The organism is Nocardioides aromaticivorans (assembly GCF_013408525.1).
Lineage (GTDB): Bacteria > Actinomycetota > Actinomycetes > Propionibacteriales > Nocardioidaceae > Nocardioides > Nocardioides aromaticivorans.
This window is the reverse complement of the sequence record NZ_JACBZM010000001.1, coordinates 4,089,871-4,112,640: the sequence shown is the minus strand read 5'-3', so window position 1 is coordinate 4,112,640 and position 22,770 is coordinate 4,089,871. Positions and strand designations below refer to the sequence as shown.

Below are 22,770 nucleotides of genomic sequence, written 5' to 3'. Positions count from 1 at the left end.
GTTGAACCGTCCAGTCAGGCCGGGCCGACCACGGCGAGCAGCTCGGGTCGCCCGAAGACGTCGGCCGCGACGGCGCGGACGTCGTCGAGGGTGACCGCCTCGATCCGCTCGATCACCTCGTCGATGCCGAGCACCTCGCCGTGGACCAGCTCGTTCTTGCCGAGCCGCATCATCCGCGAGCCGGAGTCCTCGAGACCGAGGATCATGCCGCCGACGAGCTGGCCCTTGCCCCGGGCGAGCTCGTCGGCCGTGATGCCCTCGGCCGCGATGGTGTCGAGCTGCTCGCGTACGACGGCCAGCACCTCGTCGGTGCGGTCGGGCAGGCACCCCACGGCGACCCCGACGATGCCGGAGTCGGCGTACTGGCTGGCGAAGGAGTAGATCGAGTAGGCCAGGCCGCGGTGCTCGCGGACCTCCTGGAAGAGCCGGCTCGACGTGCCGCCGCCGAGGGCGGTGTTGAGGACGCCGAGCGCGTAGCGACGGTCGTCGTCACGGGTGACGCCCTCGCGGCCGATGACCAGGTTGACCTGCTCGAACGGGCGGCTGACCTCCGCCTCGCCGGCGCCGGCCCGCGGGCGGCGCTTCGTGGCCGCGACCCGGGACGCGGCCGGTGCGGCGTCGCCGTCGAGCCACCCGTGGCGCGAGAACGCCTTGCGGACGGCCTTCACGGCGGCGCCGTGGTCGACGGCGCCCGCGATCGAGATCACCGTGTTGGCCGGCACGTAGTGCTTCTTGTAGAAGCGTCGGATCTGTGCCGGCGTCATCGCCTCGATCGACGCGTCCGTGCCCGCGATCGGGCGTCCGAGCGGGGTGCCGGCGCCCCACGCCAGCTCCGCGAGGAGGTTCTGGACCACGTCGTCGGGGTCGTCGTCGTGCATCGCGATCTCGTCGAGGATGACGGTCCGCTCCGCCTCGACGTCGTGGTCGGTGAACGTGGAGCCGGTGACCATGTCGCCGAGCACGTCGACGGCGAGCGGGAGGTCGTCGGAGAGCACCCGCGCGTGGAAGCAGGTGTACTCCTTCGAGGTGAAGGCGTTGAACTCACCGCCGACCGCGTCGAGGGCGATCGAGATGTCCAGCGCCGAGCGCTCGTCGGTGCCCTTGAACAGCAGGTGCTCGAGGAAGTGCGACGCACCGTGGGTCGTGACGGTCTCGTCACGCGAGCCGACACCGACCCAGACGCCGATCGACGACGAGCGGGCGCCGGCCATCTGCTCGGTCACGATCCGCAGGCCCGAGGCGAGCTGCGTACGTCGTACGACGGAGGTCACCTGGCCGGCCTCGTCACGGACCGTCTCGAGCGTCTTGGTGGAGGTACGGGAAACGGCCGACGGCCGGTCAGCGTGCTGCTGACCGGCCGTCGACTTGAGAGCGTTGCTCACGCGTCCTCGGACTCCTCCGAGCCGGACTCGGCGTCGGCGCCCTCGGCGTCCTCGACGACCGGGATCAGCGACAGCTTGCCGCGGTCGTCGATCTCGGCGATCTCGACCTGGAGCTTCTGGCCGACCGAGACGACGTCCTCGACGTTCTCGACGCGCTTGCCACCGGCGAGGCCGCGCAGCTTGCTGATGTGCAGCAGGCCGTCCTTGCCCGGCATCAGCGCGATGAACGCACCGAAGTTGGTCGTCTTGACGACCGTGCCGAGGTAGCGCTCGCCGACCTCCGGCATGGTCGGGTTCGCGATCGCGTTGATCGCGGCCCGGGCGGCCTCGGCCGCCTCGCCGTTGGTCGCACCGATGTAGACCGTGCCGTCGTCCTCGATGGACACGCTCGCGCCGGTGTCGTCCTGGATCTGGTTGATCACCTTGCCCTTGGGCCCGATGACCTCACCGATCTTGTCCACGGGCACCTTGACGGTGATGATCCGCGGCGCGTGGATCGACATCTCCTCGGGAGCGTCGATGGCCTCGGCCATGACCTCGAGGATCGCCAGGCGGGCGTCGCGGGCCTGGGTCAGGGCCGCAGCCAGGACCTCGGCCGGGATGCCGTCGAGCTTGGTGTCGAGCTGGAGCGCGGTGACGAACTCCTTGGTGCCGGCGACCTTGAAGTCCATGTCGCCGAAGGCGTCCTCGGCGCCGAGGATGTCGGTCAGCGCGACGTACTCGGTCTTGCCGTCGATCTCGCCGGACACCAGGCCCATGGCGATACCGGCCACCGGGGCCTTCAGCGGCACACCGGCCTGCAGCAGCGACAGGGTCGAGGCGCAGACCGAGCCCATCGAGGTGGAGCCGTTGGAGCCCATGGCCTCGGAGAGCTGGCGGATGGCGTACGGGAACTCCTCGCGGTTCGGGAGCACCGGCAGGAGCGCGCGGCGGGCGAGCGCACCGTGACCGACCTCGCGGCGCTTCGGCGAGCCGACGCGACCGGTCTCACCGGTGGAGAACGGCGGGAAGATGTACTTGTGCATGTAGCGCCGGTGGGTCTCCGGCGACAGCGTGTCGAGCTGCTGCTCCATCTTGAGCATGTCGAGGGTGGTGACGCCCAGGATCTGGGTCTCACCGCGCTCGAACAGCGCCGAGCCGTGGACCCGCGGGATCACGTCGACCTCGGCGTGCAGCGGACGGATGTCGGCGAGGCCGCGGCCGTCGATGCGGACCTTGTCGCGCAGGATGCGCTCGCGCACGACCTGCTTGTTGACCGAGCGGAAGGCCGCGCCGATCTCCTTCTCGCGACCCTCGAAGTCGCCGGCGAGCTTGTCGAGCACCTCGGCCTTGAGCTCGTCGGTGCGCGCCTCGCGCTCCTGCTTGTCGCCGATGCTCATCGCGGAGGTGAGGTCGGCCTTCACGGCAGCCTCGACGGCGGCGTAGACGTCGTCCTCGTAGTCGAGGAAGATCGGGAACTCCTGGACCGGCTTGGCGGCCACGTTGGCGAGCTCGACCTGGGCCTCGACCAGCTGCTTGATGAACGGCTTGGCGGCCTCGAGACCGCCGGCGACGACCTCCTCGGTCGGCGCCTGGGCGCCGCCGCGGACCAGCTCGATGGTCTCCTCGGTGGCCTCGGCCTCGACCATCATGATGGCGACGTCACCGGTCTCGGTGACCCGGCCGGCGACGACCATGTCGAAGACGGCCTTCTCCAGCTGGCTGTGGGTCGGGAACGCGACCCACTGGCCCTCGATGAGGGCGACGCGGGTGGCGCCGACCGGGCCGCTGAACGGCAGGCCGGAGAGCTGGGTCGAGAGCGACGCGGCGTTGATCGCGAGCACGTCGTAGGGGGTGTCCGGGTTGAGCGCCATCACGGTGATGACGACCTGGACCTCGTTGCGCAGGCCCTTCTTGAAGGTCGGGCGCAGCGGACGGTCGATGAGGCGGCAGGCGAGGATCGCGTCCTCGCCCGGGCGGCCCTCGGAGCGGAAGAACGAGCCGGGGATGCGACCCGCGGCGTACATCCGCTCCTCGACGTCGATGGTCAGCGGGAAGAAGTCGAAGTGGTCCTTCGGGTGCTTGCCGGCGGTCGTGGCCGACAGCAGCATGGTGTCGCCGTCGAGGTAGGCGCTCACCGAACCGGCGGCCTGGCGGGCGAGGACGCCCGTCTCGAACTTGATGGTCCGGGTGCCGAACTTGCCGTTGTCGAGAACGGTCTCGACCTCGGAGATGACGGGTTCAGTCAATGTTTTCTCTTGTTCGTACGGTGCGGGACGCGCTGCCCCGCGGGAATGGATTGATTGCCACCGGCCACCTTATCGACCGGCGGTGGAAAAGCAGAACGGGCGAGCCCCGGAGGGCTCGCCCGTTCGATGTTCATTTCCGTCGCCCGGCGTGTGCGGCTCCAAGGCGCGGGCCCGAAGGCGGCCTTCAAGCGGAGCGGGCCGTCGAGGGCCCGCAACGCCGGAGACGCTCCGCCGGGCGGCGGAAATCAGCGACGCAGGCCGAGGCGCTCGACAATGGAGCGGTAGCGCTCGATCTCGGTCTTCTTCAGGTAGTTGAGGAGACGACGGCGCTGGCCGACGAGGAGCAGCAGGCCACGACGGCTGTGGTGGTCGTGCTTGTGCTGCTTCAGGTGCTCGGTCAGGTGGCTGATGCGGTGGCTCAGCAGCGCGATCTGCACCTCCGGCGAACCGGTGTCGCCCTCGGTCGTGGCGTACTCCGCGATGATCTTCTTCTTGGTCTCAGCGTCGGTACCGACTGCCATGGGTAATCTCCTGGTTCGCTCGTTGCGCGGCGCCCCAGCCTGAGTTCCTGGAGCTCTCTTTGTCCGCGGCCGTCCTGACGGCAACCGCAGAAGACTATCAACGGGCCGGGTCGGGAGCCGAATCCTTGACCGCCGGGGTCATGGCGTCGCCTGGGCAGACGTGTGACGATGCGGGCGTGGCTGAGCAACACATCGGCGTGTGCAACCTGTGCGAGGCGACCTGCGGTCTCCTCCTGACCATCGAGAGCGGCCGGGTGACCGGCGTCCGGGGCAACCCCGACGACCCGCTCTCGCGCGGGCACATCTGCCCCAAGGGCGTGGCGATCGGCGACATCCACGCCGACCCCGACCGGCTGCGCCGCCCGGTGCGGCGGATCGGTCGCGGCGCCGACGCGCGCTGGGAGGAGATCGGGTGGGGCGAGGCGCTCGACCTGGTGGCCGACGGGATCGCGCGGACCATCAACGAGCACGGCGACGACGCCTTCGCCCTCTACCTCGGCAACCCCAACGCGCACAGCCTCGGGGCACTGACGCACGGCATCGCCGTCGCCCAGTCGTTCCGCACCCGCAACAAGTACAGCGCCACGTCGGTCGACCAGCTCCCCCACCAGCTGATCGGCAACCTGCTCTACGGCCACCAGCTGCTGCTGCCGGTGCCGGACATCGACCGGACCAGCTACTTCCTCGTCTTCGGCGCCAACCCGATGGCGTCCAACGGCTCCCTGATGACCGTCCCCGACTTCCCGGGCCGCCTGCGCGAGCTGCAGGCGCGCGGGGGCCGGATGGTCGTCTTCGACCCGCGCCGCACCGAGACCGCCCGGGTCGCCGACGAGCACCACTTCGTCCGGCCCGGCACCGACGCCTGGGTGCTGCTGGCGATGCTGAACACGCTCTTCGCCGAGGGCCTGACCAGCCCGGCGTCGTACGTCGACGGGCTGGACGCCGTCGCCGAGGCGGTCGCCGACTTCACCCCTGAGGCGGCCGAGCGCGCGAGCGGCGTGCCCGCGGAGGTCATCGTGCGGATCGCGCGGGAGCTCGCGGCCGCCGACGGGGCGGCGGCGTACGGCCGGATGGGGGTCTCGACCCAGGAGTTCGGCCTGGTCTGCCAGTGGGCCGTGCAGCTGCTCAACCTGGTCACGGGCAACACCGACCGGGTCGGCGGCGCGATGCTGACGTCGCCGGCGATCGACGCCGTCGGGCGCGGCCTGCTCGGACGGGGGCACTACGACCGGTTCCGGTCGCGGGTGCGCCAGGCGCCGGAGTTCGGCGGCGAGCTGCCGGTGTCCGTGCTGCGCGAGGAGATCGAGACCCCCGGCGAGGGCCAGGTGCGGGCGCTGCTGACCATCGCCGGCAACCCGGTGCTGTCGACGCCGGACGGCGCGGCGCTCGACAAGGCGCTCGAGGGCCTCGACTTCTGCGCCGCGATCGACATCTACCTCAACGAGACGACCCGGCACGCCGACGTGATCCTGCCGCCGACGACGCTGCTGGAGCGCGACCACTACGACCTGCCGTTCCACGTGCTGGCCGTGCGCGACACCGCGCGGTTCACGCCGGCGGTGTTCCCGAAGGGACGCGACCAGCGCCACGACTGGGAGATCTTCCGCGACCTGTACACCCGCGTCGCGCGCCGGCTGGAGCGCAAGGCACCGCTCAAGCGTCGCCTGATGACGGAGGCACGCCTGCGGCTCAGCCCGACCCTGATGATCGGCATGCTGCTGCGCACCGGGAGGTCCGGGGTGACGATCAGCCAGCTCCGCAAGCACCCCGAGGGCGTCGACATCGGCCCGCTCCGCGGCGGCCAGCTGCCGGGGCGGCTGTTCACGAAGGACAAGCGGATCAAGGCGCTGCCGGACCTGGTCGCCGGTGACCTCACGCGCCTGCGGGCGCAGGAGCTGCCGACCGGCGAGGAGCTGCTGCTGATCGGGCGCCGCCACCAGCGCGACTGCAACTCGTGGATGCACAACACCGACCGGCTGACCAAGGGCAGGCCGCGCCACCACCTGCTGATGCACCCGGCCGACCTCGACGCCCGCGGCCTGGCCGACGGCGCGGTGGTGACCGTGACGTCGCGGGTCGGCAAGGTCGAGGTCGAGGTGAAGGCGACCGAGGACATGATGCCCGGCGTGGTGTCCCTCCCCCACGGCTACGGCCACCAGCGCGACGGCGTCCGGCTGGGGATCGCGACGGGGGTCGCCGGCGTGTCCATCAACGACCTGACCGACCCGGAGCGGATGGACGTCTCGGGCAACGCCGCCCTGTCCGGCGTACCGGTCACGGTCTCCTAGGGCGGTCGTGGACCTGATCGTCCCGCCCGGCCCCGGGCTGCCCGACGGCCTCGTCATCCCGGACAGCGAGCTGGTGGAGCGCTTCTCCCGCTCCCCCGGCCCCGGCGGGCAGTCGGTCAACACCACCGACTCGCGCGTCGAGCTGGCGTGGGACCCGACCGGGTCCGCCGCTCTCGACGAGCGCCAGCGGGCACGGATCCTCGGGCGCACCGACGTGCCGCTCGTCGTCGTCGCGCACGAGCACCGCTCACAGCACCGCAACCGCAGCGCGGCCCGTGAGCGGCTCGCCGGCCGGGTCCGCGAGCTGCTGGCTCCCCCACCCCCGCCGCGGCGGGCGACGAAGCCGACCCGTGGGTCGAAGGAGCGCCGGCTCGAGGCCAAGCGCCAGCGTGGCCAGACCAAGCAGCTGCGTGGGCGCGTCGACGAGTGAGGGTCAGGCGACCGTGACGGGGTGGCGGACCACCGCGTCGAAGAAGTAGCCGTTGGGGTTGAACGTCGCGACGTCGGGCTGGGTGCGGCCGTGCAGGTCCGTGGCGCGCGCCAGCAGCTCGTGCCGCCCGGGCTCGGGGGCGTGCCAGGTGTGCGCCCAGCGGGTCCAGCCGTGCCCCTCGGTCCGCGGTCCCGGGGCCGGCCGCAGCCGGGCCGGCTGCCAGGTCGCGCCACCGTCGGTGCTCACGTCGACGCGGGCGATCGGGGCGGCGCCCGACCACGAGCGGCCGGTCAGGACGGTCGTGCGGCCGGCCGGCACCTGCGCGTCGCGCGGGAGCTCCCAGGCCGAGCGCACCGGGTTGACGCCCAGCGGACCGCCGATGTTGTACCAGCGGGTGTTCCAGGGCGAGGTCAGCTCCGACGTCGAGACCTGCAGCTCGCCGAGCCACTTGATGCTGGCGATGCCCACCCAGCCGGGCAGGACCAGGCGCAGCGGGTAGCCGTGGTCGGGCAGCAGCGGCTCGCCGTTGGCGCCCCACGCCAGCAGCGCGTCGTCGAGCGCCTTGGCGATCGGGAACGGGCGTCGTACCCGACCGAGGTTCTCGCCCTTGTCGACGTACTCGTCGTCGAGCCCGGAGCCCTGGACCGAGACCGCGTCGCTGCGCAGGCCCGCCCACCGCAGCACGTCGCGCAGCCGGACGCCCTGCCAGGTGACCGTGCCGACCGCGCCGAGCGTCCACTGCGTGCCGGACGCCTTCGTGCCCTGCTGGACGTCGAAGAAGCTGCGACCGTTGCCGGTGCACTCGTGCACGGAGGTGACCTCGACCGTGCGGAACCGCCGCTGGAGCTGGGCGAGGCCGAGGGTGACCCCGGCCGGGTCGGTCAGGCCGTCGCCGAACACCCGCAGCCGGTACGACGCCGCGTCGATCTGCGGGGTGCGCGTGTGGTTGCGCACGAACAGCCGCGACTGGGGCGTGGCGTAGCGGTGCGGGCCCACGGAGTCCCAGCGGGTCTCGGCGTTGGTCCCGTAGTCGATGAACCACTCCGGCGGGAGCGGCTTCTGGATGGCCGGGGCACCTGCGTACGCCCGCGGGGCCGCGCCGAGCACCTGGGTCGTGCCGGCGACCGCGAGGCCGGCGAGCGGGAGTCCGAGGACCGAGCGACGTCGCAGCGAGGTGTCCACCATGCCAGCAGATTAACACCATCGACTTACTACATTTAAGTCACTCGTGCTGAAGGACCGAAGGTGTCGCAGAGCAGGGCGACGTACCTGTCGTGGTCCGCGCGGACCGCCACGGAGAGCCGACCTCGGCGCTCGTCCGGCTCGGCGCTGAACCGCGTGGCGCCGTACCGCTCGGGATCGGTGCGCTCGACCTCCACCGAGGCGCGCACCGTGGTGAGGATCTCCGGTGCGACCAGGGCCGCGACCGCGAGCGGGTCGTGGAGCGGCGCCGCCGGCAGCGCAGCCATCGCCCGGTCCCTCCGGTACCAGTCGATCCGCGTCTCGACGAGGTCCGCGGCGGCCCGGGCGGCGGGGGTGCCGACGGACCGGAGGCGGCCGGCGTCGGCACCCGTGAGCGGAGCCGAGAAGGTCGCGTCCATCGTCACCATCAGCACGTCGCGGAACGGCGCCGCCAGGACGTCGGCGGCGGCCTCCGGGTCGCACCAGACGTTGCGGTCGGCGTAGGGCGTCACGCCGGGCTGCCGGTGCGTCCCGCCGAGCACGACCAGCCGGCCGATCGCTCCGGTGATCGACCGGTCGGCGGCCAGAGCCGCGGCGACGTTCGTCAACGGGCCGGTCGCGACCAGCGCGACCGGGTCGGCGGCGCCACGCAGCGTCGTGACCAGCCACTCGACGGCCTCGCCACCCGCGGCCGACACGGGCGCGGGCAGGTCGAGGCTCGAGGGCAGGTCCGACCGCCCACTGGGCAGGTCCTCGATCCGCGGCCGGACCGGCTCGTTGCGCCCCGGGTGGACGCCGACCGCACCCCGGCCGACCAGGTCCAGCACCCGCAGGGTGTTGTCGGTCGTGTGCCGCACGTCGTGGTTGCCCCACACCGTGGTCACCCCGAGCAGGTCCAGGCCCGGGTGCAGCGCCGCGAGCAGGATCGCGACGGCGTCGTCGCTCCCGGTGTCGCAGTCGAGCACCACCGGGAGCCGGGTCATGCCGCGTCCGGGTCCCGCTGCGCGTCGCGCATGTAGCGGTAGGCGACCCGGGCGCTCACGGCGCGCTCGAGCTCGCGGATCACCACGGAGAAGAACTGCTTGCGGTAGAGCTCGTCGGTGACGGCGTACACGGTGAAGTAGAGGCCACTGAAGGCGGCGAGGAAGGTGGAGACCCGCAACAGCTCCAGGCTCAGGGTCTGCCCGAAGGCGTCACCGAGCGGGCCTCGCAGCGGGTGCACCGGATGCGTGAGCCAGAGCTCGAGCACGTCCGGCTTCATCGCCACGACGCCGAACACGATGAAGAACACGAAGACGGCGAGGGCGAGGAGCAGCACCTGCACGGCCTGCGCGACGAGCAGGACCAGCACCAGGTTGGCCTTCTGCAGCCCACCCACTTCGGCATCGACCGCACCGACGCGCTCGACGCGGGCCGCGATCTCCCGCGCCGCAGGCTCCAGCGGAGTCCCGGCGCAGGCCTCGATCAGCTGCTGCGCCTCGACCTCGTCGTCGACGCTGTCGAGCTCCTCGGGCAGGCGGGTCAGCAGGAAGCCGACCGCGATCGCGGCGAAGAGGAGCACGGTCACCCACAGCACTCCCCCGTCGAGGCTGGCCGCCACCTGCCACACCTCGGTGTTGATGAACAGGAAGGTGATGAAGAGCAGCAGCAACGGCAGCGCCCGGGTCACCAGCGGCAGCACGAGGCCGAAGGAGCGCAGCGTGCGCCGCACCGCCCAGCCCACGACGATCCAGGCACGCAGCGTGGCGACGGCGTAGGCCGCGAGGACCACGCCGGCGACGGTCATGCCGGCACCGATGCCGGCCGCGGCCCCCGCACCGGCCACGGCACCGACCGCGACTCCCCCTGCGGCGCCGACGAGGACCGCCAGCGCGAACACCGGCACGAGCCGGGCCCGGCCGAGGCCGCGGGCGACCGCCGCGCGCTGGTCGTCGACGAAGTAGGGCAGCCCGTGGTCGGCGAACCAGCGCTCGGCCGCCGCGACCTCGTCCTGCAGGTCCGCCATGTCCGCCGGCCCTGTCAGCCCGCGAGGATCGTGCGGGCCCGCGCCACGTCGTCGGCCATCGCCTTCAGCAGGTCGTCAACCGAGTCGAAACGCACCATGCCGCGCAGCCGCTCGACGAACTCCACCTCGACCTCGCGCCCGTAGAGGGCCAGGTCGGTGCGGTCGAGCACGTAGGACTCGACGCGGCGCTCGCGCTCCCCGGCGAAGGTCGGGTTGGTGCCCACACTGATCGCGGCCGGGTACGACGAACCGGCGTCCGGCCCGTCGAGCACGGTCAGCCGGCCGGCGTACACGCCGTCGGCGGGCGCGGCCGCGCCGGGGCGGACCGGCACGTTGGCGGTCGGGTAGCCGAGCTCGCGGCCCCGCTTGTCGCCCTCGACGACGACGCCGCGGGTCGTGAACGGGCGGCCGAGGGCCTCCGCCGCACCGGTGACGTCACCGGCGGCGAGACAGGTGCGGACGTAGGTGGACGACCAGACCTGGGGGCCGCCGTCGAGGCTGACCTCCTCGAGCACGAAGTCGTGGGCGGCGCCGGCCTCGCGGAGCAGGTTGCAGTCACCCGCGGCGCGGTTGCCGAAGCGGAAGTTGGCGCCGACGACGACGGCGCGCACGTGCAGGGTGTCGAGCAGGATCCGCTGGATGAACTCCGCGGGCGTCCACGCGGCGATGTCGCGGGAGAAGGGGATGACGAGGACGTCGTCCACCCCCGCCTCACCGAGCAGCCGCAGCCGCTCCTCGATCGTCGTGAGCGTCGGCGGGGCGTGCTCGGGCCGCAGCACCGCGATCGGGTGCGGGTCGAAGGTCACGGCCACCACGTGGTCGACGCCGACCTCGGCGGCCACCTCGCGCGCACGTCGTACGACGTGCTGGTGCCCCAGGTGCATGCCGTCGAAGTTGCCGATCGTCACCACCGTGCGGCCGAGATCGCTCGGCACCTCGGAGAAGTCGCGCCACACTCGCACGGCGGCAACTCTCCCACACCCGCCCTCGCCGGCCGCCACTACCCGACGAAGACGGCAGCAGGCCTCGCCTTGCCGCCGTTCGGCTGGTACAGCGCGAGGAACTCGCCGCCGGGCGCGAAGACCCCCGTCAGGCCGTCGATCGGGAGCGCTAGCGGACGGCCGTAGCGGACCGCCTGCGCCTGCTCGTCGTCGAGGTCGAGCGCGGGGAAGGACGCCCGCGCGGCGACCGCCAGGGGGGTGACGGCGAGGTCGTCGAGGTCGGTGTTGGCGCCGTCGAGGGTGAACGGTCCGACCGCCGTACGGCGCAGCGCGGTCAGGTGCCCGCCGACGCCGAGCGCGGCGCCCAGGTCGCGCGCGATCGCACGGATGTAGGTCCCGCTCGAGCAGCGGACCCGGATGTCCAGGTCGAGGAAGCCGTCCTCGCCCCGGAACCCGTCGGCCTCGATCTCGTGGATCGTCACCCGCCGCGCCTTCAGCTCGACCTCCTCGCCGGCGCGGGCCAGCGCGTAGGCGCGCTTGCCGTCGACCTTGATCGCCGAGACCGTCGACGGGACCTGGTCGATCTCACCGGCGAACGCGCCCAGCGCGTCGCGGACCTGGGCCTCCGTCAGGTGGGAGGCGTCGGTCGTCGCAGTGACCTCGCCCTCGGCGTCGTCGGTCGTCGTGGACGCGCCGAGCCGGACCGTCGCCGTGTAGGCCTTCTCGGTCAGCATCAGGTGGCCGAGCAGGCGGGTGGCGCGCTCGACGCCGAGGACCAGCACGCCGGTCGCCATCGGGTCGAGGGTGCCGGCGTGCCCGACCTTCCGCGTGCCGAGGGTACGACGGACGCGAGCCACGACCGCGTGGGACGTCATGCCACCGGGCTTGTCGACCACGACCAGCCCGGACGGGACCTCTGCCAACTCATCTCCTCCATGCGCGGTGGGTCCACGAGACCCGCCAGTACCTGATGTCCCACTTGTTGCCGCTGGTCGTCCGGGCCTGCACGAGGGCGAAGTAGTTGGTCCCCTCGTTGCCGGGAGGCGCGGCCACCCGGGCAGCAGTGTGCCAGCCGAGCCCGCCCGACAGCGTCCCGACGTTCTTCCACACCGGTCCGCGGCCGCCGCTGGCGTCGTACACGATGCCTCCGCGCATCCCGCGCCGCACCGGCGCGCCGTACGCGGCGACCTGGTAACTGATCAGCCGCTGCTGGTCCGGCGCCTTGCGGTGCTCCAGCAGGAACGACCGGAACGCCCAGTCGTAGCGCCCAGCGGTGTTGCGGCACCTGCTCAGCGAGAGCACGCCGACCGAGCCGGCCCAACCGTGCGGCCCCGGCTTCGGTGAGGACGAGCATCGTCCGATGATGCTGTCGGCCCAGGTCGTGCTCGCCGGGGTGTAGCGCTTCGTCGTCGTCACGGTCTCGAGGTGGTCGATGTACAGCGAGCCGACGTCGGCGACCTCGACCGTGCGCCCCCAGGCGTCCACCACGGTCATCACGGCGTGGTACTCCCCCGCCCGCAACCTGGCCCCGGCGGTCGTCGTACCGGGCCAGGAGAAGTCGTACCAGGCGGGCTCGTTCGGGTCCGGCGCCATCTGGCACGAGTCCCCGCGGCAGTCGGGGCCGGTCCTGGCGGTCCACACCTCGTTGCCGGCCGCATCAGTGACATGCAGGGTGCCGAGGTAGCGGGGATCGTTCGTCCCACCGACGGAGACCGACGCCGGACGGTCGCCCCGCACGTCGCGAGCGATGCCGGAGAGCCAGTAGGAGGGCAGGTCCACCGGCGGCGGGTCGGTGGTCAGCGCCAGCGGGACCGTCGCGGTCTCCGTCCGGACCAGGTCGCCCTTCGTGATCGTGGCCGTCACCTCGAGCGTGTGGTCGCCGCCGGCCAGCGCCACTCCGGGCGCGTTGGGGTCGAAGACGGCCACGTCGCCCGTCCCGGGCCAGGCCACCGGGCCGAGGACGGTCCGGTCGGCGGAGTCGAGCAGCTCGTAGGACAGCTCGGCGGCGAGGCCGTCGACGACGCGGGCACGGATGTCGACCGAGGTCCCGTCCTGCGCGTCGATGATCGCTCCGGCGCTGCTGGTACTCACCGAGAGCCCGAGGTTGCCGACGACGGTGACGGTGCGGCCGATCGGGAACACCTCGCAGGACGTGCCGAGGCGGACCAGGCCGGGCGTCACGCCCTCGGGGCAGCGGGCGACCGACTCGATGTCGATCGGACCCGTGCCGGCGAGTGGGAGCGGCGCGCTGCCGCCGGCCGGGACGAGGTCGGAGAGCTCCCGTCCGCCGTACTCGGTCCTGGTCACCAGGAAGTGCCGGCCACCGGGACTGGTGAGGGTGATGCGGGCGTCGTCCGCCTCCTCGGGCAGGAAGACCGGCTCGCCCGGCAGGTCGAAGGCGGCCGCCACGGCGTCAGCCGGGTCCTGCTCGAACGTGCGGGTGTAGAGGACGCTCGGGCTGCACTGCTGGTCCACGGGGACCGAGCAGCCGGTGGCGGCGACGTTCCACCGCCCGTGGAAGCCCCACGTCGGCACCTGCACCTCGACCGGCTCGCCCGGAACGGCGTTGGCCGCCCGGATCACGGGGTGCGGGGCGCCGCCGATCTGCACGGCGAACGACTGGACCGTCGGGTCGGCGCTGGTGAAGGTCACCGTCTCGACGCCCGACCACGTGCCGGTCGGGATGTCGACGTCCACTCCTGCCGCTTCGGCGCGCGGCGCCGGCAGCAGCAGGAAGGTCGCGCACAGCGCGACGACGAGCCCCTGGATCGATGTCCTCATGACGGTGTCCCTCCCGCTGCGCCGCCACCCCGGTGTGACGGGCACCGTCGAGCCTACGTCAGCGAAGGGTCACCAAACGGCACGACCGTGCGATCAGTCGTCGCTGTCGACTTCCTCTTCCGGAGCGGCCTCGCGGGGCTTCTTGTACGGGTCCGCCTCGCCCGCGGGCTGGGCACCCTCGCGGGCGGCCGCGACCGCGGCGTCGGCCGCACGGGCGCGGGCGAGCACCTCGTCGAGGTGCCGGGCGCTCTCGGGGACGCCGTCGAACTCGAAGGCGAGCGAAGGGACGTGCCGCATGCCGAGCTGCTTGCCGACCTCGGAGCGGAGCAGGCCCTTGGCCGACTCCAGCGCCTGGGCGGTCGCCTGCTGGTCGGCGTCCTCGCCGAGCACGGTGTAGTAGATGGTGGCGTTCTGGGCGTCGCCGGTGAGCCGAACCTCGGTCACCGTCACGAACCCGAGCCGCGGGTCCTTGATCCGGCGCTCGAGCATCTCCGCGACGATCACCTGGATCCGGTCGGCGATCTTGCGTACGCGGGGGCTTGCCATGGGGTCTTCCTATCACTGGAACGGCCGCGCCGCCCGCCCCGGTGTCGGGACGGGCGGCACAGCTCGGATGGTGCGGTGGAGCAGGTCAGCTCCGCGGGATCTCCCGCATCTCGAAGGCCTCGACGATGTCGCCTTCCTTGATGTCCTGGAAGTTCCGGAGCACGAGACCGCACTCGAAGCCCTCCCGGACCTCCGCCGCGTCGTCCTTCTCCCGCTTGAGCGAGGCGAGGTCGAGGTTGTCCGCGACGACGGCGCCGTCGCGGAGCAGGCGGACCTTGGCGTTGCGCCGGATGACACCGCTGGTGACCATGCAGCCGGCGATGTTGCCGATCTTCGACGAGCGGAAGATCGCACGGATCTCGGCCTGGCCGAGGGTGTTCTCCTCGTACTCCGGCTTGAGCATGCCCTTGAGGGCCGCCTCGATCTCCTCGATCGCCTGGTAGATGACCGAGTAGTAGCGGATCTCGACGCCTTCCTTCTCCGCCATCTGGCCCGCCTTGCCCTGGGGCCGGACGTTGAAGCCGATGATGATGGCGTCGGAGGCGGCGGCCAGGTCGACGTTGGTCTCGGTGATCGCACCGACACCACGGTCGATGACCCGGAGGCTGACCTCCTCGCCCACGTCGATCTGCGCGAGGGCGTCCTCGAGGGCCTCGACCGAACCGGACACGTCGCCCTTGAGGATGAGGTTGAGCTCCTGGCTCTCGCCCTTCTCCATGGAGGCCATGAAGTCCTCGAGGGTACGACGCACACGGCGCTTCGCCTGCAGGGCGGCACGCTCGCGCGCCTCCCGCTTCTCGGCGATCTGGCGCGCCATCCGGTCGTCCTCGACCACGATGAAGTTCTGGCCGGCGCCCGGGACGGACGAGAGGCCGAGGACCATCGCGGGCCGGGCCGGGTCGGCCTCGGTCAGCTCGTTGCCGTGCTCGTCGAGCATCGCGCGGACGCGGCCGTGGGCCGGACCGGCGACGATCGAGTCACCGACGCGCAGCGTGCCGCGCTGGACCAGCACCGTGGCGACCGGACCGCGACCGCGGTCGAGGTGCGCCTCGATGACGAGGCCCTGCGCGTCCTGGACCGGGTTGGCCCGCAGGTCCAGGGACGCGTCGGCGGTGAGCACGATCGCCTCGAGCAGCTTGTCGAGGTTGAGCCCGGCCTTGGCCGAGACGTCGACGAACATCGCGTCGCCGCCGTACTCCTCGGGCACGAGGCCGTACTCGGAGAGCTGGCCGCGGACCTTGGTCGGGTCGGCCGTCTCCTTGTCGATCTTGTTGACCGCCACCACGATCGGGACGTTGGCCGCCCGGGCGTGGTTGAGCGCCTCGACCGTCTGCGGCATGACGCCGTCGTCGGCCGCGACCACCAGGACGGCGATGTCGGTCGCCTGCGCACCACGGGCACGCATCGAGGTGAACGCCTCGTGACCCGGGGTGTCGATGAAGGTGATGCGACGGTCATTGCCGTCGACCTCGGTGTGGACCTGGTAGGCACCGATGTGCTGGGTGATGCCACCGGCCTCGCCGGCCACGACGTTGGCGTCGCGGAGCGCGTCGAGGAGCTTGGTCTTTCCGTGGTCGACGTGACCCATGACGGTCACGACCGGCGGGCGGATGACCAGGTCGTCCTCGCTGCCCTCGTCGGCACCGAACTCGATGTCGAACGACTCCAGCAGCTCGCGGTCCTCGTCCTCCGGGGAGACGACCTCGACGACGTAGTTGAGCTCCTCACCGAGCAGCTCGAGGGTCTCGTCGCCCACCGACTGGGTGGCCGTGACCATCTCGCCGAGGTGGAAGAGCATCTGCACGAGCGAAGCGGCGTCGACGCCGATCTTCTCGGCGAAGTCGGTCAGCGAGGAGCCACGCGCCAGGCGAACGGTCTCGCCGTTGCCCTTGCGGACCCGCATGCCGCCGATCGTCGGGGCCTCCATGGCCTCGAACTCCTGGCGACGCGCCCGCTTCGACTTGCGACCGCGGCGCGCCGGACCGCCCGGGCGACCGAAGGCGCCCTGGGTCTGGCCACGCTGGCCGGGACGGCCACCGCCACCGGGACGTCCGCCACCTCCGGGGCCGCCGAAGCCGCCACCGCCGGGACCACGACCGCCGGGAGCGCCCGCACCCGCGCCACCGCGGCCGGGAGCACCGGCACGACCGGGGGCACCGGGGCGACCCGGACCACCGGGACGACCGGGACCACCCGGGCCACGACCGCCGGGGCCCGAGCCGAAGGCGGCCGGGGACTTCGGCATCATCGCCGGGTTGGGGCGCGGCATGCCCGGACGCGGACCACCGGCACCGGCCGGCGGACGCGGGCCGGCCGGACCGGCCTCGCCCTCACGCGGCGGCGGGGCGGGGCGACGGCCCATGCCCTGGCTGGGCGCGAACGGGTTGTTGCCCGGACGCGGGGTGCCGCCGGGCTTGCCGACCGGGCGCGGAGCCGGGGCCGGGGCCTTGGGGCTCGGCGGCTTGGGCGCGGCCGGCTTCGCCGGAGCCGGAGCCGGAGCGGCAGCGGCAGGAGCGGCGGGCTCGGCCGGGGGCTCGGGCGCCGGCTCGGCCGCGGGGGCCTTCGGGCCGGGACGCGGACCGGGGCGCGGAGCCGCCGGCTTGTCGGCAGCGGGCGCGGCCGGAGCAGGGGCAGCCTCGGCAGCCGGGGCGGGAGCCTCGGCGACAGGGGCGGGAGCCTCGGCAGCAGGCGCGGCCGCGGCCTTCTTGGCCGGAGCAGGCTTGGGCGCAGGCTTGGCAGCCTCCGCGGTGCCGGCGTCGCCGGCAGGCTTCATCTTGGCGAGCAGCTCGGCGCCATAGGTCGCCTCGAACTTCTTCACGGCGGGGAGCTCGATGCTGGAGGACGCCGTCTTGGCGAACTCTCCGATCGCGCTCAGCTTCTCCAGCGCTTCCTTGCTGGGGATGCCGTACTGCTTCGCGAGTTCGGAAACTCGGGTCTTGGCCACAATTCTCCTTCTGGCCCGGACCCGGTTTCCCGGGATCTCAGACCGTTGGTGGGTGGTGCAGAACGAACTGGCTCATCGCGAGGTACTCATCGAGTGCTCATGAGCTGTTGCTCCAGTTTCTGTCGGTCGGATCGGTCCGGGTCGTTGCGGCCAGGTCGGCGACGTACTCCCCCACCGGCGCAGTGGAGAGCCCACCCGCGCCCGGCGTGAACCGGAGCGCGCGGGAGAAGGCTTTCCGCCGCACCGCGAGGTCGTAGCAACCGGTGGTGGGGTGCAGGTGCGCTCCACGTCCCGGCGCGGTGCCGTCGGGATCGGGGACGACGGCCGGTCGGCCATCGGGTCCCGAGCCGGCGGTCACCCGCAACAACTCGCGTTTGGCAGTCCGCTGACGGCATCCGATGCAGGTCCGGACGGGTCCCACGATGGGGAGGACGTCAGGGCGTGCAGGGGAATTCAGTCGGCGAGCCACCGAGGCTCAACTCTACCGCTCCTGCGGTCAGGATCACGAACCGGCACGGCCTGTGCGGCGATCCGGCCCTGTCAGGCTTCCTCGTCGGAGTGGATGTCGATGCGCCATCCGGTCAGTCGAGCGGCCAGGCGGGCGTTCTGGCCCTCCTTGCCGATCGCGAGCGACAGCTGGAAGTCCGGTACGACGACCCGGGCCGACTTCGCCGCGGCGTCCACGACCGTGACCGACTGGACCTGGGCCGGCGAGAGCGCGTGCGCGACCAGCGTCGCCGGGTCGTCGGACCAGTCGACGATGTCGATCTTCTCGCCGTGCAGCTCGGCCATCACGTTGCGCACCCGCTGGCCCATCGGGCCGATGCAGGCGCCCTTGGCGTTGACGCCGGAGACCGTGGAGCGGACCGCGATCTTGGTGCGGTGACCCGACTCGCGGGCGATCGCGGCGATCTCGACGGTGCCGTCGGCGATCTCGGGGACCTCCAGCGCGAACAGCTTCTTCACCAGGTTCGGGTGGGAGCGCGACAGCGTGATCTGCGGGCCGCGCATGCCCTTGCGGACCGACACGACCAGGCACTTGATCCGCGTGCCGTGGCTGTAGTCCTCGCCCGGCACCCGCTCGCTCGACGGCAGCTGCGCCTCGAGCTTGCCGAGGTCGACGAGCACGTCGTCGGGGTTGCGGCCCTGCTGGATGATGCCCGAGACGATGTCGCCCTCCTTGCCGGAGAACTCGCCGAACCTGATCTCGTCCTCGGCGTCGCGCAGCCGCTGCAGCATGATCTGCTTCGCCGTCGTGGCGGCGATGCGACCGAAGTCGGCCGGCGTGTCGTCGTACTCGCCGACCTTGTTGCCCTCGCCGTCGAGCTCCGCGGCGAGCACGCTGACGTGACCGGTCTTGCGGTCGAGCTCGACCCGCGCCTGGGCCTGCGAGCCCTCGGTCTTGTGGTAGGCCGTCAGGAGGGCCTGCTCGATCGCCTCGACGAGTACGTCGAACTTGATCTCCTTCTCGCGCTCCAGCGTCCGCAGGATGCTGAGGTCGATGTCCATCAGTCGGCGTCCTTCTCGTCGTTCTCGTCGTCACGGGTCTTGCGGTTGAACTCGATCTGGACCAGCGCCTTGCGCACGTCCGCGTACGGGATCCGCCGCTCGGCGCCGTCGACGGCGACGGTCACGCCGTCGTCGTCCGAGGCGCCGATCCGGCCGGTCACCGTCGAGTCGTCGGCCAGGGTGACCTTGACCAGCCGGGTCTCGTTGCGCCGCCAGTGCCGCGGGAGGGTCAGCGGCCGGTCGACCCCGCGGGAGGTGACCTCCAGCGTGTACGGCAGCTCGCCCATCACGTCGCCGGCCCCGTCGGGGCCGTCGGACTCCAGGACCCGGTCGATCACCTTCGTCGCGGCGGCGACGTCGTCGAGCGTGGGCCCGCCGTCGGTGTCGAGCGCGACCCGCAGCACCCGCCGCTTGCCTGCCGGAGTGATCTCGACCGCTTCGACGTCGAGGCCCAGCTCGGCGAGCGGTCCGGTGAGAACCTGCTCGATCCGCTCGGCTGTCGCGCGCTGCGCGCCCTGGCCCGAACCCATGACGAGTCCTCCCGTGTCCTGTTGTGGCTGTGCCCGGCAACTCTAGACGATCCGCGGGTGCGGATAGGGTTCCCCGGTGCCCGCACGACCGACACCGCTCTCCCGCCGCGCACTGATGGCCGGCGGTCTCGCCGGAACGGCGCTGGCGCTGGTCGGTTGCGACGCCGTCGACGGCCTGCTCGACGACGACGAGAGCCCGGGCGTGTCGGGCGCCGTGAGCCCGACGGCACCCGCGGTCGACGCCGACAGCGACCTGGTGGCGAGCGTCCTCGACGCGGTCACGGCCACGGGCGCGCTCGCCACGGCGGTCGGTACGACGGTCCCGGCCCTCGCGGGCGTCGCCACCCGCCTGGCCCGCCTGCACGACGCGCACGCGACCGAGCTCGGCGGCGCGGAGCAGGCCGACGCGCCCGCCGTACCCGCGGGTCGCGCCGCGGCCCTGCGCCGGCTGGCCCAGGCCGAGACGCGGCTGCAGGACCGGCTGGTCCGGGCGGCCGGGCAGGCCGAGAGCGGCGCGCTGGCGCAGGTGCTGGCGTCGATGGCGGCCGCGGTCGCCCAGCAGCGGGCGGTGCTGGCATGAGCGACACCACCTCCACGCCGACCTCCTCCCCCGCGACCCCGGGCGCGGTTCCCGACAGCGCCACGGAGGCCTTGCAGGCGACGCTCGCGGCCGAGCACGCCGCCGTCTTCGTGTACGCCGCCCTGGGTGGCCAGGCCTCCCAGTCGGCCCAGCCCGGTCTCTACGGCCGGATCACGGCGGCCTACCGCCTGCACCGCACCCGTCGCGACGAGCTCATCGGCCTGGTCCGGGCCGCAGGCGGGGAGCCGGTCGCGGCCGAGCCGGGCTACCAGCTGCCCGCGGACCTGGGCACCCCCGCGGCCCTCACCGCACGGGCGCTGCGCCTGGAGCAGGACGCCGCCTCGACCTACGCCTACCTGGTCGCGAGCAGCACGGGCGCCACGCGGGCCTGGGCGGTGACGGCCCTGCTCGATGCCGCGGTGCGCGGGCTGGGCTTCGGCGGCAGGCCGGAGACGTTCCCGGGGCTCTGAGGCCCCGACCGTCCTCGCCGCCGGTCAGGTGGGGCGAGCGACCTTCCCCTGATCGTTGCCGGGCGGTAAAAACGCCAGTGGTTCGCGGCCTCCGCGCTCCGGGGAACTCCCGAGACGTCCCCCGAAGACGGGGCCGCGAACCACTGGTGACCGGGGACAACGGTCATATTGAGTGACGGGAGAGGTGGGGCTCACCGATCACCTGTGCACAATCATGCAACAGAACGTCGCCCGGGTGTGCGGAAAGCGATCCTCATAAACATGCACTGCACAAACCTGCAGTCAGGGCCGCCTCACCCCGCCCGGCCGAGCCGCCATCGGGACGTGGCGGGGTCAGCGCCAGGGGGTGATCAGGCCGGGGATGTCCGCGAGCCGGTGGGCGACCGCGTCGGGCTCGCCCTCGGTGTGGCCGACCTGGTCGACCGGGATGTCGCTGTGCGGGACGTGGATCGCCCGCATCCCGGCGTTGTGGGCGCCCCAGACGTCGTCGAAGAGCCGGTCGCCGACGTACACGCAGGCGGCGGGGTCGCTCACCCCCACGGCGTCCATCGCGGCGCGGAACGCGTCGGGTGACGGCTTGGTCCACGGGACCTCGCTCGTGTAGACGTCGCCGTCGATGAGGTCAAGGACACCGTCGCGCTCGAAGAAGCCGCGGTGCCAGGACCGGGGCCAGATCGTGTTGGACAGCACGCCGACCCGGATGCCCTCGGCCCGCAGCCACGTGAACAGCGGCACGACCTCCGGGTCGGTCAGGGTGTGCGGCTCCCAGAACGCGTAGTAGGCCTCCAGGAGGTCGGGATCATGGTCCAGTCCGGCCTCGGTGAACAGGTCGGCGATGGTCGCGCTCTGCTGGTGGTCGCGGCTGCGGCCCCAGATCACGCTGCCCGCGTTGTGCAGCCGCGCGGCGTGTGCGTGGTGGTCGTCGCTGGTGTCGGTGGTGGCGAGCACCGCCTGCGCCAGGGCCAGGGATTCCGCGTGGAAGTCGATGTCGTGCCACGCGGTGAGCGTGCCGCCCCAGTCGAAGATGACCGCCTCGATCGCCATGCGCCGACCCTAGGAGACCGTGCCGACAGCGCCGGGAGGCGGGGTGAGCCGGTCGTACCAGAGCCGGCCGCAGACCGGCTCGACCGCCAGCACGGCCGCCACGGCCGCGACCACGCCGAGGCTCACCTGCGGGTCGTCGGCCCGGGTGATCGCCCAGGCACCACCCAGCACCGCGACGGCGGGGCGCAGGAACGTGCCGGGCCCGAGGATCGCCGCGTTGGCCAGGAAGCGCCGCTCCCAGCCTGCTGTCGCGTAGGCGAGCAGGGCCAGCAGCACCAGCAGCCCGAACGGGAGGTACGACGCCACGAGCGCCTCCGCGGCACGGCGCCAGGCGTCGTGGCGCTCCCCCGCCAGCCCGGCCGCGCCGAGCGCCGCGGCGGGGAGCAGCAGGACGGCGACGACGAGCAGGCCGCGGGCCTGCGCGATCCCGTCCCGCCGCGTGGTGCGGATCCTGCCGTCCCGGCCGGCCGCCGAGCGGAACCCGCTGAGCATCCCGTCGAGCGCGGCGAGGACCACCAGCGCGAGGGCGAGCCCCGTCATCGTCGTACCCCGACGACGGGGCGGACCACCTGCGTGGTCAGCGCCCGGCGCGGGTCGGTGCAGGTGACGTCGTAGTCCGGGTGCCGCGCGGCGGCCAGGAGCTCGGGGGCGCGGTGCGAGCGGCGCACGGACAGCAGCCCGTCGTGGCGCGACAGCGGCTCGCGCATCCGGGCCCGGTGGAAGACCCACGCGCCGAGCACGGGCCACGGCCCGGGCACCGGGTCCCAGTGCACGAACGCGGCCACGCCGAGGCGGGTCTGGGCGGCGAAGAAGTCCGCCAGGTCGTCGCCACGCAGGTGGTGGAGCAGGCCCGAGGAGATGACCACGGTCCGGTCCGGGTCCGTGATGACGCCGTCGGGGGCGAAGGCGTCGGCGGCCAGGAACCGGCAGGGCAGGTCCTCCTCGGCGGCGAGCGCCGCGGCCGAGGCGACGAGGGTGCGGTCGAGGTCGATGCCGACCAGCTCGACGTCGGGGCCGAGGGCGCCGGTCGCGGCGAGCCAGCGGATGACGTGCCCGAGGCCGCAGCCGACGTCGACCACGCGGACCGGCCCGGGACCGAGCCCGTCGAGCAGGGGCCGGAGCCGGGCCGCCGTACGACGGCCCTGGCTGAGCTCCTCGGTGAACCGCTGGAGCTCCGCGTGCACCCGCAGCACGAGCGCGTCGACGACGGCGAGGTCGAGGAGCCCGTCGTCGGAGGCGGGCAGGGCGGCTGCGATCCGCGCGCCGCGGCGCTGCCCCCGCTCGAGCAGCGCCCCGACGACGTCGTCGCGGCGGATGGGCTCACGGCCGCCGTCGGGCAGCCAGCCCCGGACCAGGTCGGTGATCTCGACCGGTCCGGGCGCCGTCATC

At 72.6% G+C, this 22,770-nt stretch carries 21 protein-coding genes; 4 read left to right on the top strand and 17 right to left on the bottom strand.

The window, feature by feature from the left end; all coding sequences use genetic code 11:
* Positions 1-14: 14 nt before the first annotated feature.
* The 3 genes from BJ993_RS19720 to rpsO all read right to left on the bottom strand — a co-directional run bounded on the left by BJ993_RS19720 (position 15) and on the right by rpsO (position 4,131).
* Entirely contained in the window at positions 15-1,382 is a 1,368-nt protein-coding gene (locus BJ993_RS19720) for a M16 family metallopeptidase (RefSeq protein WP_179650749.1), read from the bottom strand.
* On the bottom strand, positions 1,379-3,610 hold the full coding sequence (locus tag BJ993_RS19715) for a polyribonucleotide nucleotidyltransferase (RefSeq protein ID WP_036542199.1): 2,232 nt from the start codon (positions 3,608-3,610) through the stop codon (positions 1,379-1,381). The genes BJ993_RS19720 and BJ993_RS19715 overlap by 4 nt, the downstream gene beginning before the upstream one ends.
* A 245-nt stretch (positions 3,611-3,855) precedes the next feature.
* Entirely contained in the window at positions 3,856-4,131 is a 276-nt protein-coding gene (rpsO, locus tag BJ993_RS19710; protein WP_036542197.1) for a 30S ribosomal protein S15, read from the bottom strand.
* A 176-nt stretch (positions 4,132-4,307) separates the two neighbouring features.
* On the opposite strand from rpsO, the gene BJ993_RS19705 reads away from it, so the two are divergent.
* Both BJ993_RS19705 and arfB read left to right on the top strand, forming a co-directional pair.
* Positions 4,308-6,419 (top strand): molybdopterin-dependent oxidoreductase, encoded by a 2,112-nt coding sequence (locus BJ993_RS19705; RefSeq protein WP_308645639.1) that lies wholly within the window; start codon positions 4,308-4,310, stop codon positions 6,417-6,419.
* A gap of 16 nt (positions 6,420-6,435) precedes the next feature.
* On the top strand, positions 6,436-6,849 hold the full coding sequence (arfB, locus tag BJ993_RS19700; protein ID WP_207011122.1) for an alternative ribosome rescue aminoacyl-tRNA hydrolase ArfB: 414 nt from the start codon (positions 6,436-6,438) through the stop codon (positions 6,847-6,849).
* A gap of 3 nt (positions 6,850-6,852) precedes the next feature.
* On the opposite strand, the gene BJ993_RS19695 is transcribed toward arfB, so the two are convergent.
* The 11 genes from BJ993_RS19695 to rimP form a co-directional block, all read right to left on the bottom strand.
* Entirely contained in the window at positions 6,853-8,034 is a 1,182-nt protein-coding gene (locus BJ993_RS19695) for a molybdopterin-dependent oxidoreductase (RefSeq protein WP_179650745.1), read from the bottom strand.
* Between the two features lie 32 nt (positions 8,035-8,066).
* On the bottom strand, positions 8,067-9,014 hold the full coding sequence (locus BJ993_RS19690) for a nucleoside hydrolase (protein WP_179650743.1): 948 nt from the start codon (positions 9,012-9,014) through the stop codon (positions 8,067-8,069).
* Entirely contained in the window at positions 9,011-10,036 is a 1,026-nt protein-coding gene (locus BJ993_RS19685; protein WP_179650741.1) for a hypothetical protein, read from the bottom strand. Before BJ993_RS19685 ends, BJ993_RS19690 begins: the two co-directional genes overlap by 4 nt.
* A gap of 14 nt (positions 10,037-10,050) precedes the next feature.
* On the bottom strand, positions 10,051-10,998 hold the full coding sequence (locus tag BJ993_RS19680) for a bifunctional riboflavin kinase/FAD synthetase (RefSeq protein ID WP_036542183.1): 948 nt from the start codon (positions 10,996-10,998) through the stop codon (positions 10,051-10,053).
* A 38-nt stretch (positions 10,999-11,036) separates the two neighbouring features.
* Entirely contained in the window at positions 11,037-11,900 is an 864-nt protein-coding gene (gene truB / locus BJ993_RS19675) for a tRNA pseudouridine(55) synthase TruB (protein ID WP_257026933.1), read from the bottom strand.
* 1 nt (position 11,901) lies between these two features.
* Entirely contained in the window at positions 11,902-13,758 is a 1,857-nt protein-coding gene (locus tag BJ993_RS19670) for a T9SS type B sorting domain-containing protein (protein WP_179650739.1), read from the bottom strand.
* 93 nt (positions 13,759-13,851) lie between these two features.
* On the bottom strand, positions 13,852-14,304 hold the full coding sequence (gene rbfA / locus BJ993_RS19665) for a 30S ribosome-binding factor RbfA (protein WP_036542177.1): 453 nt from the start codon (positions 14,302-14,304) through the stop codon (positions 13,852-13,854).
* A gap of 85 nt (positions 14,305-14,389) precedes the next feature.
* On the bottom strand, positions 14,390-17,248 hold the full coding sequence (gene infB, locus BJ993_RS19660; RefSeq protein ID WP_036542174.1) for a translation initiation factor IF-2: 2,859 nt from the start codon (positions 17,246-17,248) through the stop codon (positions 14,390-14,392).
* 97 nt (positions 17,249-17,345) lie between these two features.
* A complete protein-coding gene (locus tag BJ993_RS19655) occupies positions 17,346-17,669 on the bottom strand; it encodes a YlxR family protein (RefSeq protein ID WP_277987708.1) in 324 nt (107 codons plus the stop codon).
* Positions 17,670-17,788: 119 nt separating this feature from the next.
* Positions 17,789-18,757, bottom strand: a complete 969-nt coding sequence (gene nusA / locus BJ993_RS19650) for a transcription termination factor NusA (RefSeq protein WP_036542172.1) — start codon at positions 18,755-18,757, stop codon at positions 17,789-17,791.
* Complete coding sequence (rimP, locus tag BJ993_RS19645; protein WP_036542170.1) at positions 18,757-19,287, bottom strand: ribosome maturation factor RimP; 531 nt, start codon at positions 19,285-19,287, stop codon at positions 18,757-18,759. The genes nusA and rimP overlap by 1 nt, the downstream gene beginning before the upstream one ends.
* 76 nt (positions 19,288-19,363) lie before the next feature.
* On the opposite strand from rimP, the gene BJ993_RS19640 reads away from it, so the two are divergent.
* A complete protein-coding gene (locus BJ993_RS19640) occupies positions 19,364-19,867 on the top strand; it encodes a hypothetical protein (protein WP_179650737.1) in 504 nt (167 codons plus the stop codon).
* The gene (locus BJ993_RS19635; RefSeq protein WP_179650735.1) at positions 19,864-20,337 is read left to right on the top strand and encodes a ferritin-like domain-containing protein; all 474 of its coding nucleotides are present in this window, start codon (positions 19,864-19,866) and stop codon (positions 20,335-20,337) included. The genes BJ993_RS19640 and BJ993_RS19635 overlap by 4 nt, the downstream gene beginning before the upstream one ends.
* 333 nt (positions 20,338-20,670) lie before the next feature.
* Here BJ993_RS19635 and BJ993_RS19630 read toward each other — a convergent pair whose 3' ends face one another.
* The 3 genes from BJ993_RS19630 to BJ993_RS19620 are packed head-to-tail and all read right to left on the bottom strand — an operon-like array spanning position 20,671 to position 22,769.
* A complete protein-coding gene (locus BJ993_RS19630) occupies positions 20,671-21,381 on the bottom strand; it encodes an HAD family hydrolase (protein WP_179650733.1) in 711 nt (236 codons plus the stop codon).
* A gap of 9 nt (positions 21,382-21,390) precedes the next feature.
* Positions 21,391-21,921, bottom strand: a complete 531-nt coding sequence (locus BJ993_RS19625; protein ID WP_179650731.1) for a hypothetical protein — start codon at positions 21,919-21,921, stop codon at positions 21,391-21,393.
* Positions 21,918-22,769 (bottom strand): methyltransferase domain-containing protein, encoded by an 852-nt coding sequence (locus BJ993_RS19620; RefSeq protein ID WP_179650729.1) that lies wholly within the window; start codon positions 22,767-22,769, stop codon positions 21,918-21,920. The genes BJ993_RS19625 and BJ993_RS19620 overlap by 4 nt, the downstream gene beginning before the upstream one ends.
* Position 22,770 lies beyond the last annotated feature (1 nt).

Excerpts from the sequence above, each read along its gene's own strand:
- rpsO (WP_036542197.1), bottom strand. The coding sequence starts at position 4,131 with ATGGCAGTCGGTACCGACGCTGAGACCAAGAAGAAGATCATCGCGGAG.
- BJ993_RS19695 (WP_179650745.1), bottom strand. The coding sequence starts at position 8,034 with ATGGTGGACACCTCGCTGCGACGTCGCTCGGTCCTCGGACTCCCGCTC.
- BJ993_RS19690 (WP_179650743.1), bottom strand. The coding sequence starts at position 9,014 with ATGACCCGGCTCCCGGTGGTGCTCGACTGCGACACCGGGAGCGACGAC.
- BJ993_RS19685 (WP_179650741.1), bottom strand. The coding sequence starts at position 10,036 with ATGGCGGACCTGCAGGACGAGGTCGCGGCGGCCGAGCGCTGGTTCGCC.
- BJ993_RS19670 (WP_179650739.1), bottom strand. The coding sequence starts at position 13,758 with ATGAGGACATCGATCCAGGGGCTCGTCGTCGCGCTGTGCGCGACCTTC.
- rbfA (WP_036542177.1), bottom strand. The coding sequence starts at position 14,304 with ATGGCAAGCCCCCGCGTACGCAAGATCGCCGACCGGATCCAGGTGATC.
- nusA (WP_036542172.1), bottom strand. The coding sequence starts at position 18,757 with ATGGACATCGACCTCAGCATCCTGCGGACGCTGGAGCGCGAGAAGGAG.
- rimP (WP_036542170.1), bottom strand. The coding sequence starts at position 19,287 with ATGGGTTCGGGCCAGGGCGCGCAGCGCGCGACAGCCGAGCGGATCGAG.
- BJ993_RS19635 (WP_179650735.1), top strand. The coding sequence starts at position 19,864 with ATGAGCGACACCACCTCCACGCCGACCTCCTCCCCCGCGACCCCGGGC.
- BJ993_RS19630 (WP_179650733.1), bottom strand. The coding sequence starts at position 21,381 with ATGGCGATCGAGGCGGTCATCTTCGACTGGGGCGGCACGCTCACCGCG.
- BJ993_RS19625 (WP_179650731.1), bottom strand. The coding sequence starts at position 21,921 with ATGACGGGGCTCGCCCTCGCGCTGGTGGTCCTCGCCGCGCTCGACGGG.
- BJ993_RS19620 (WP_179650729.1), bottom strand. The coding sequence starts at position 22,769 with ATGACGGCGCCCGGACCGGTCGAGATCACCGACCTGGTCCGGGGCTGG.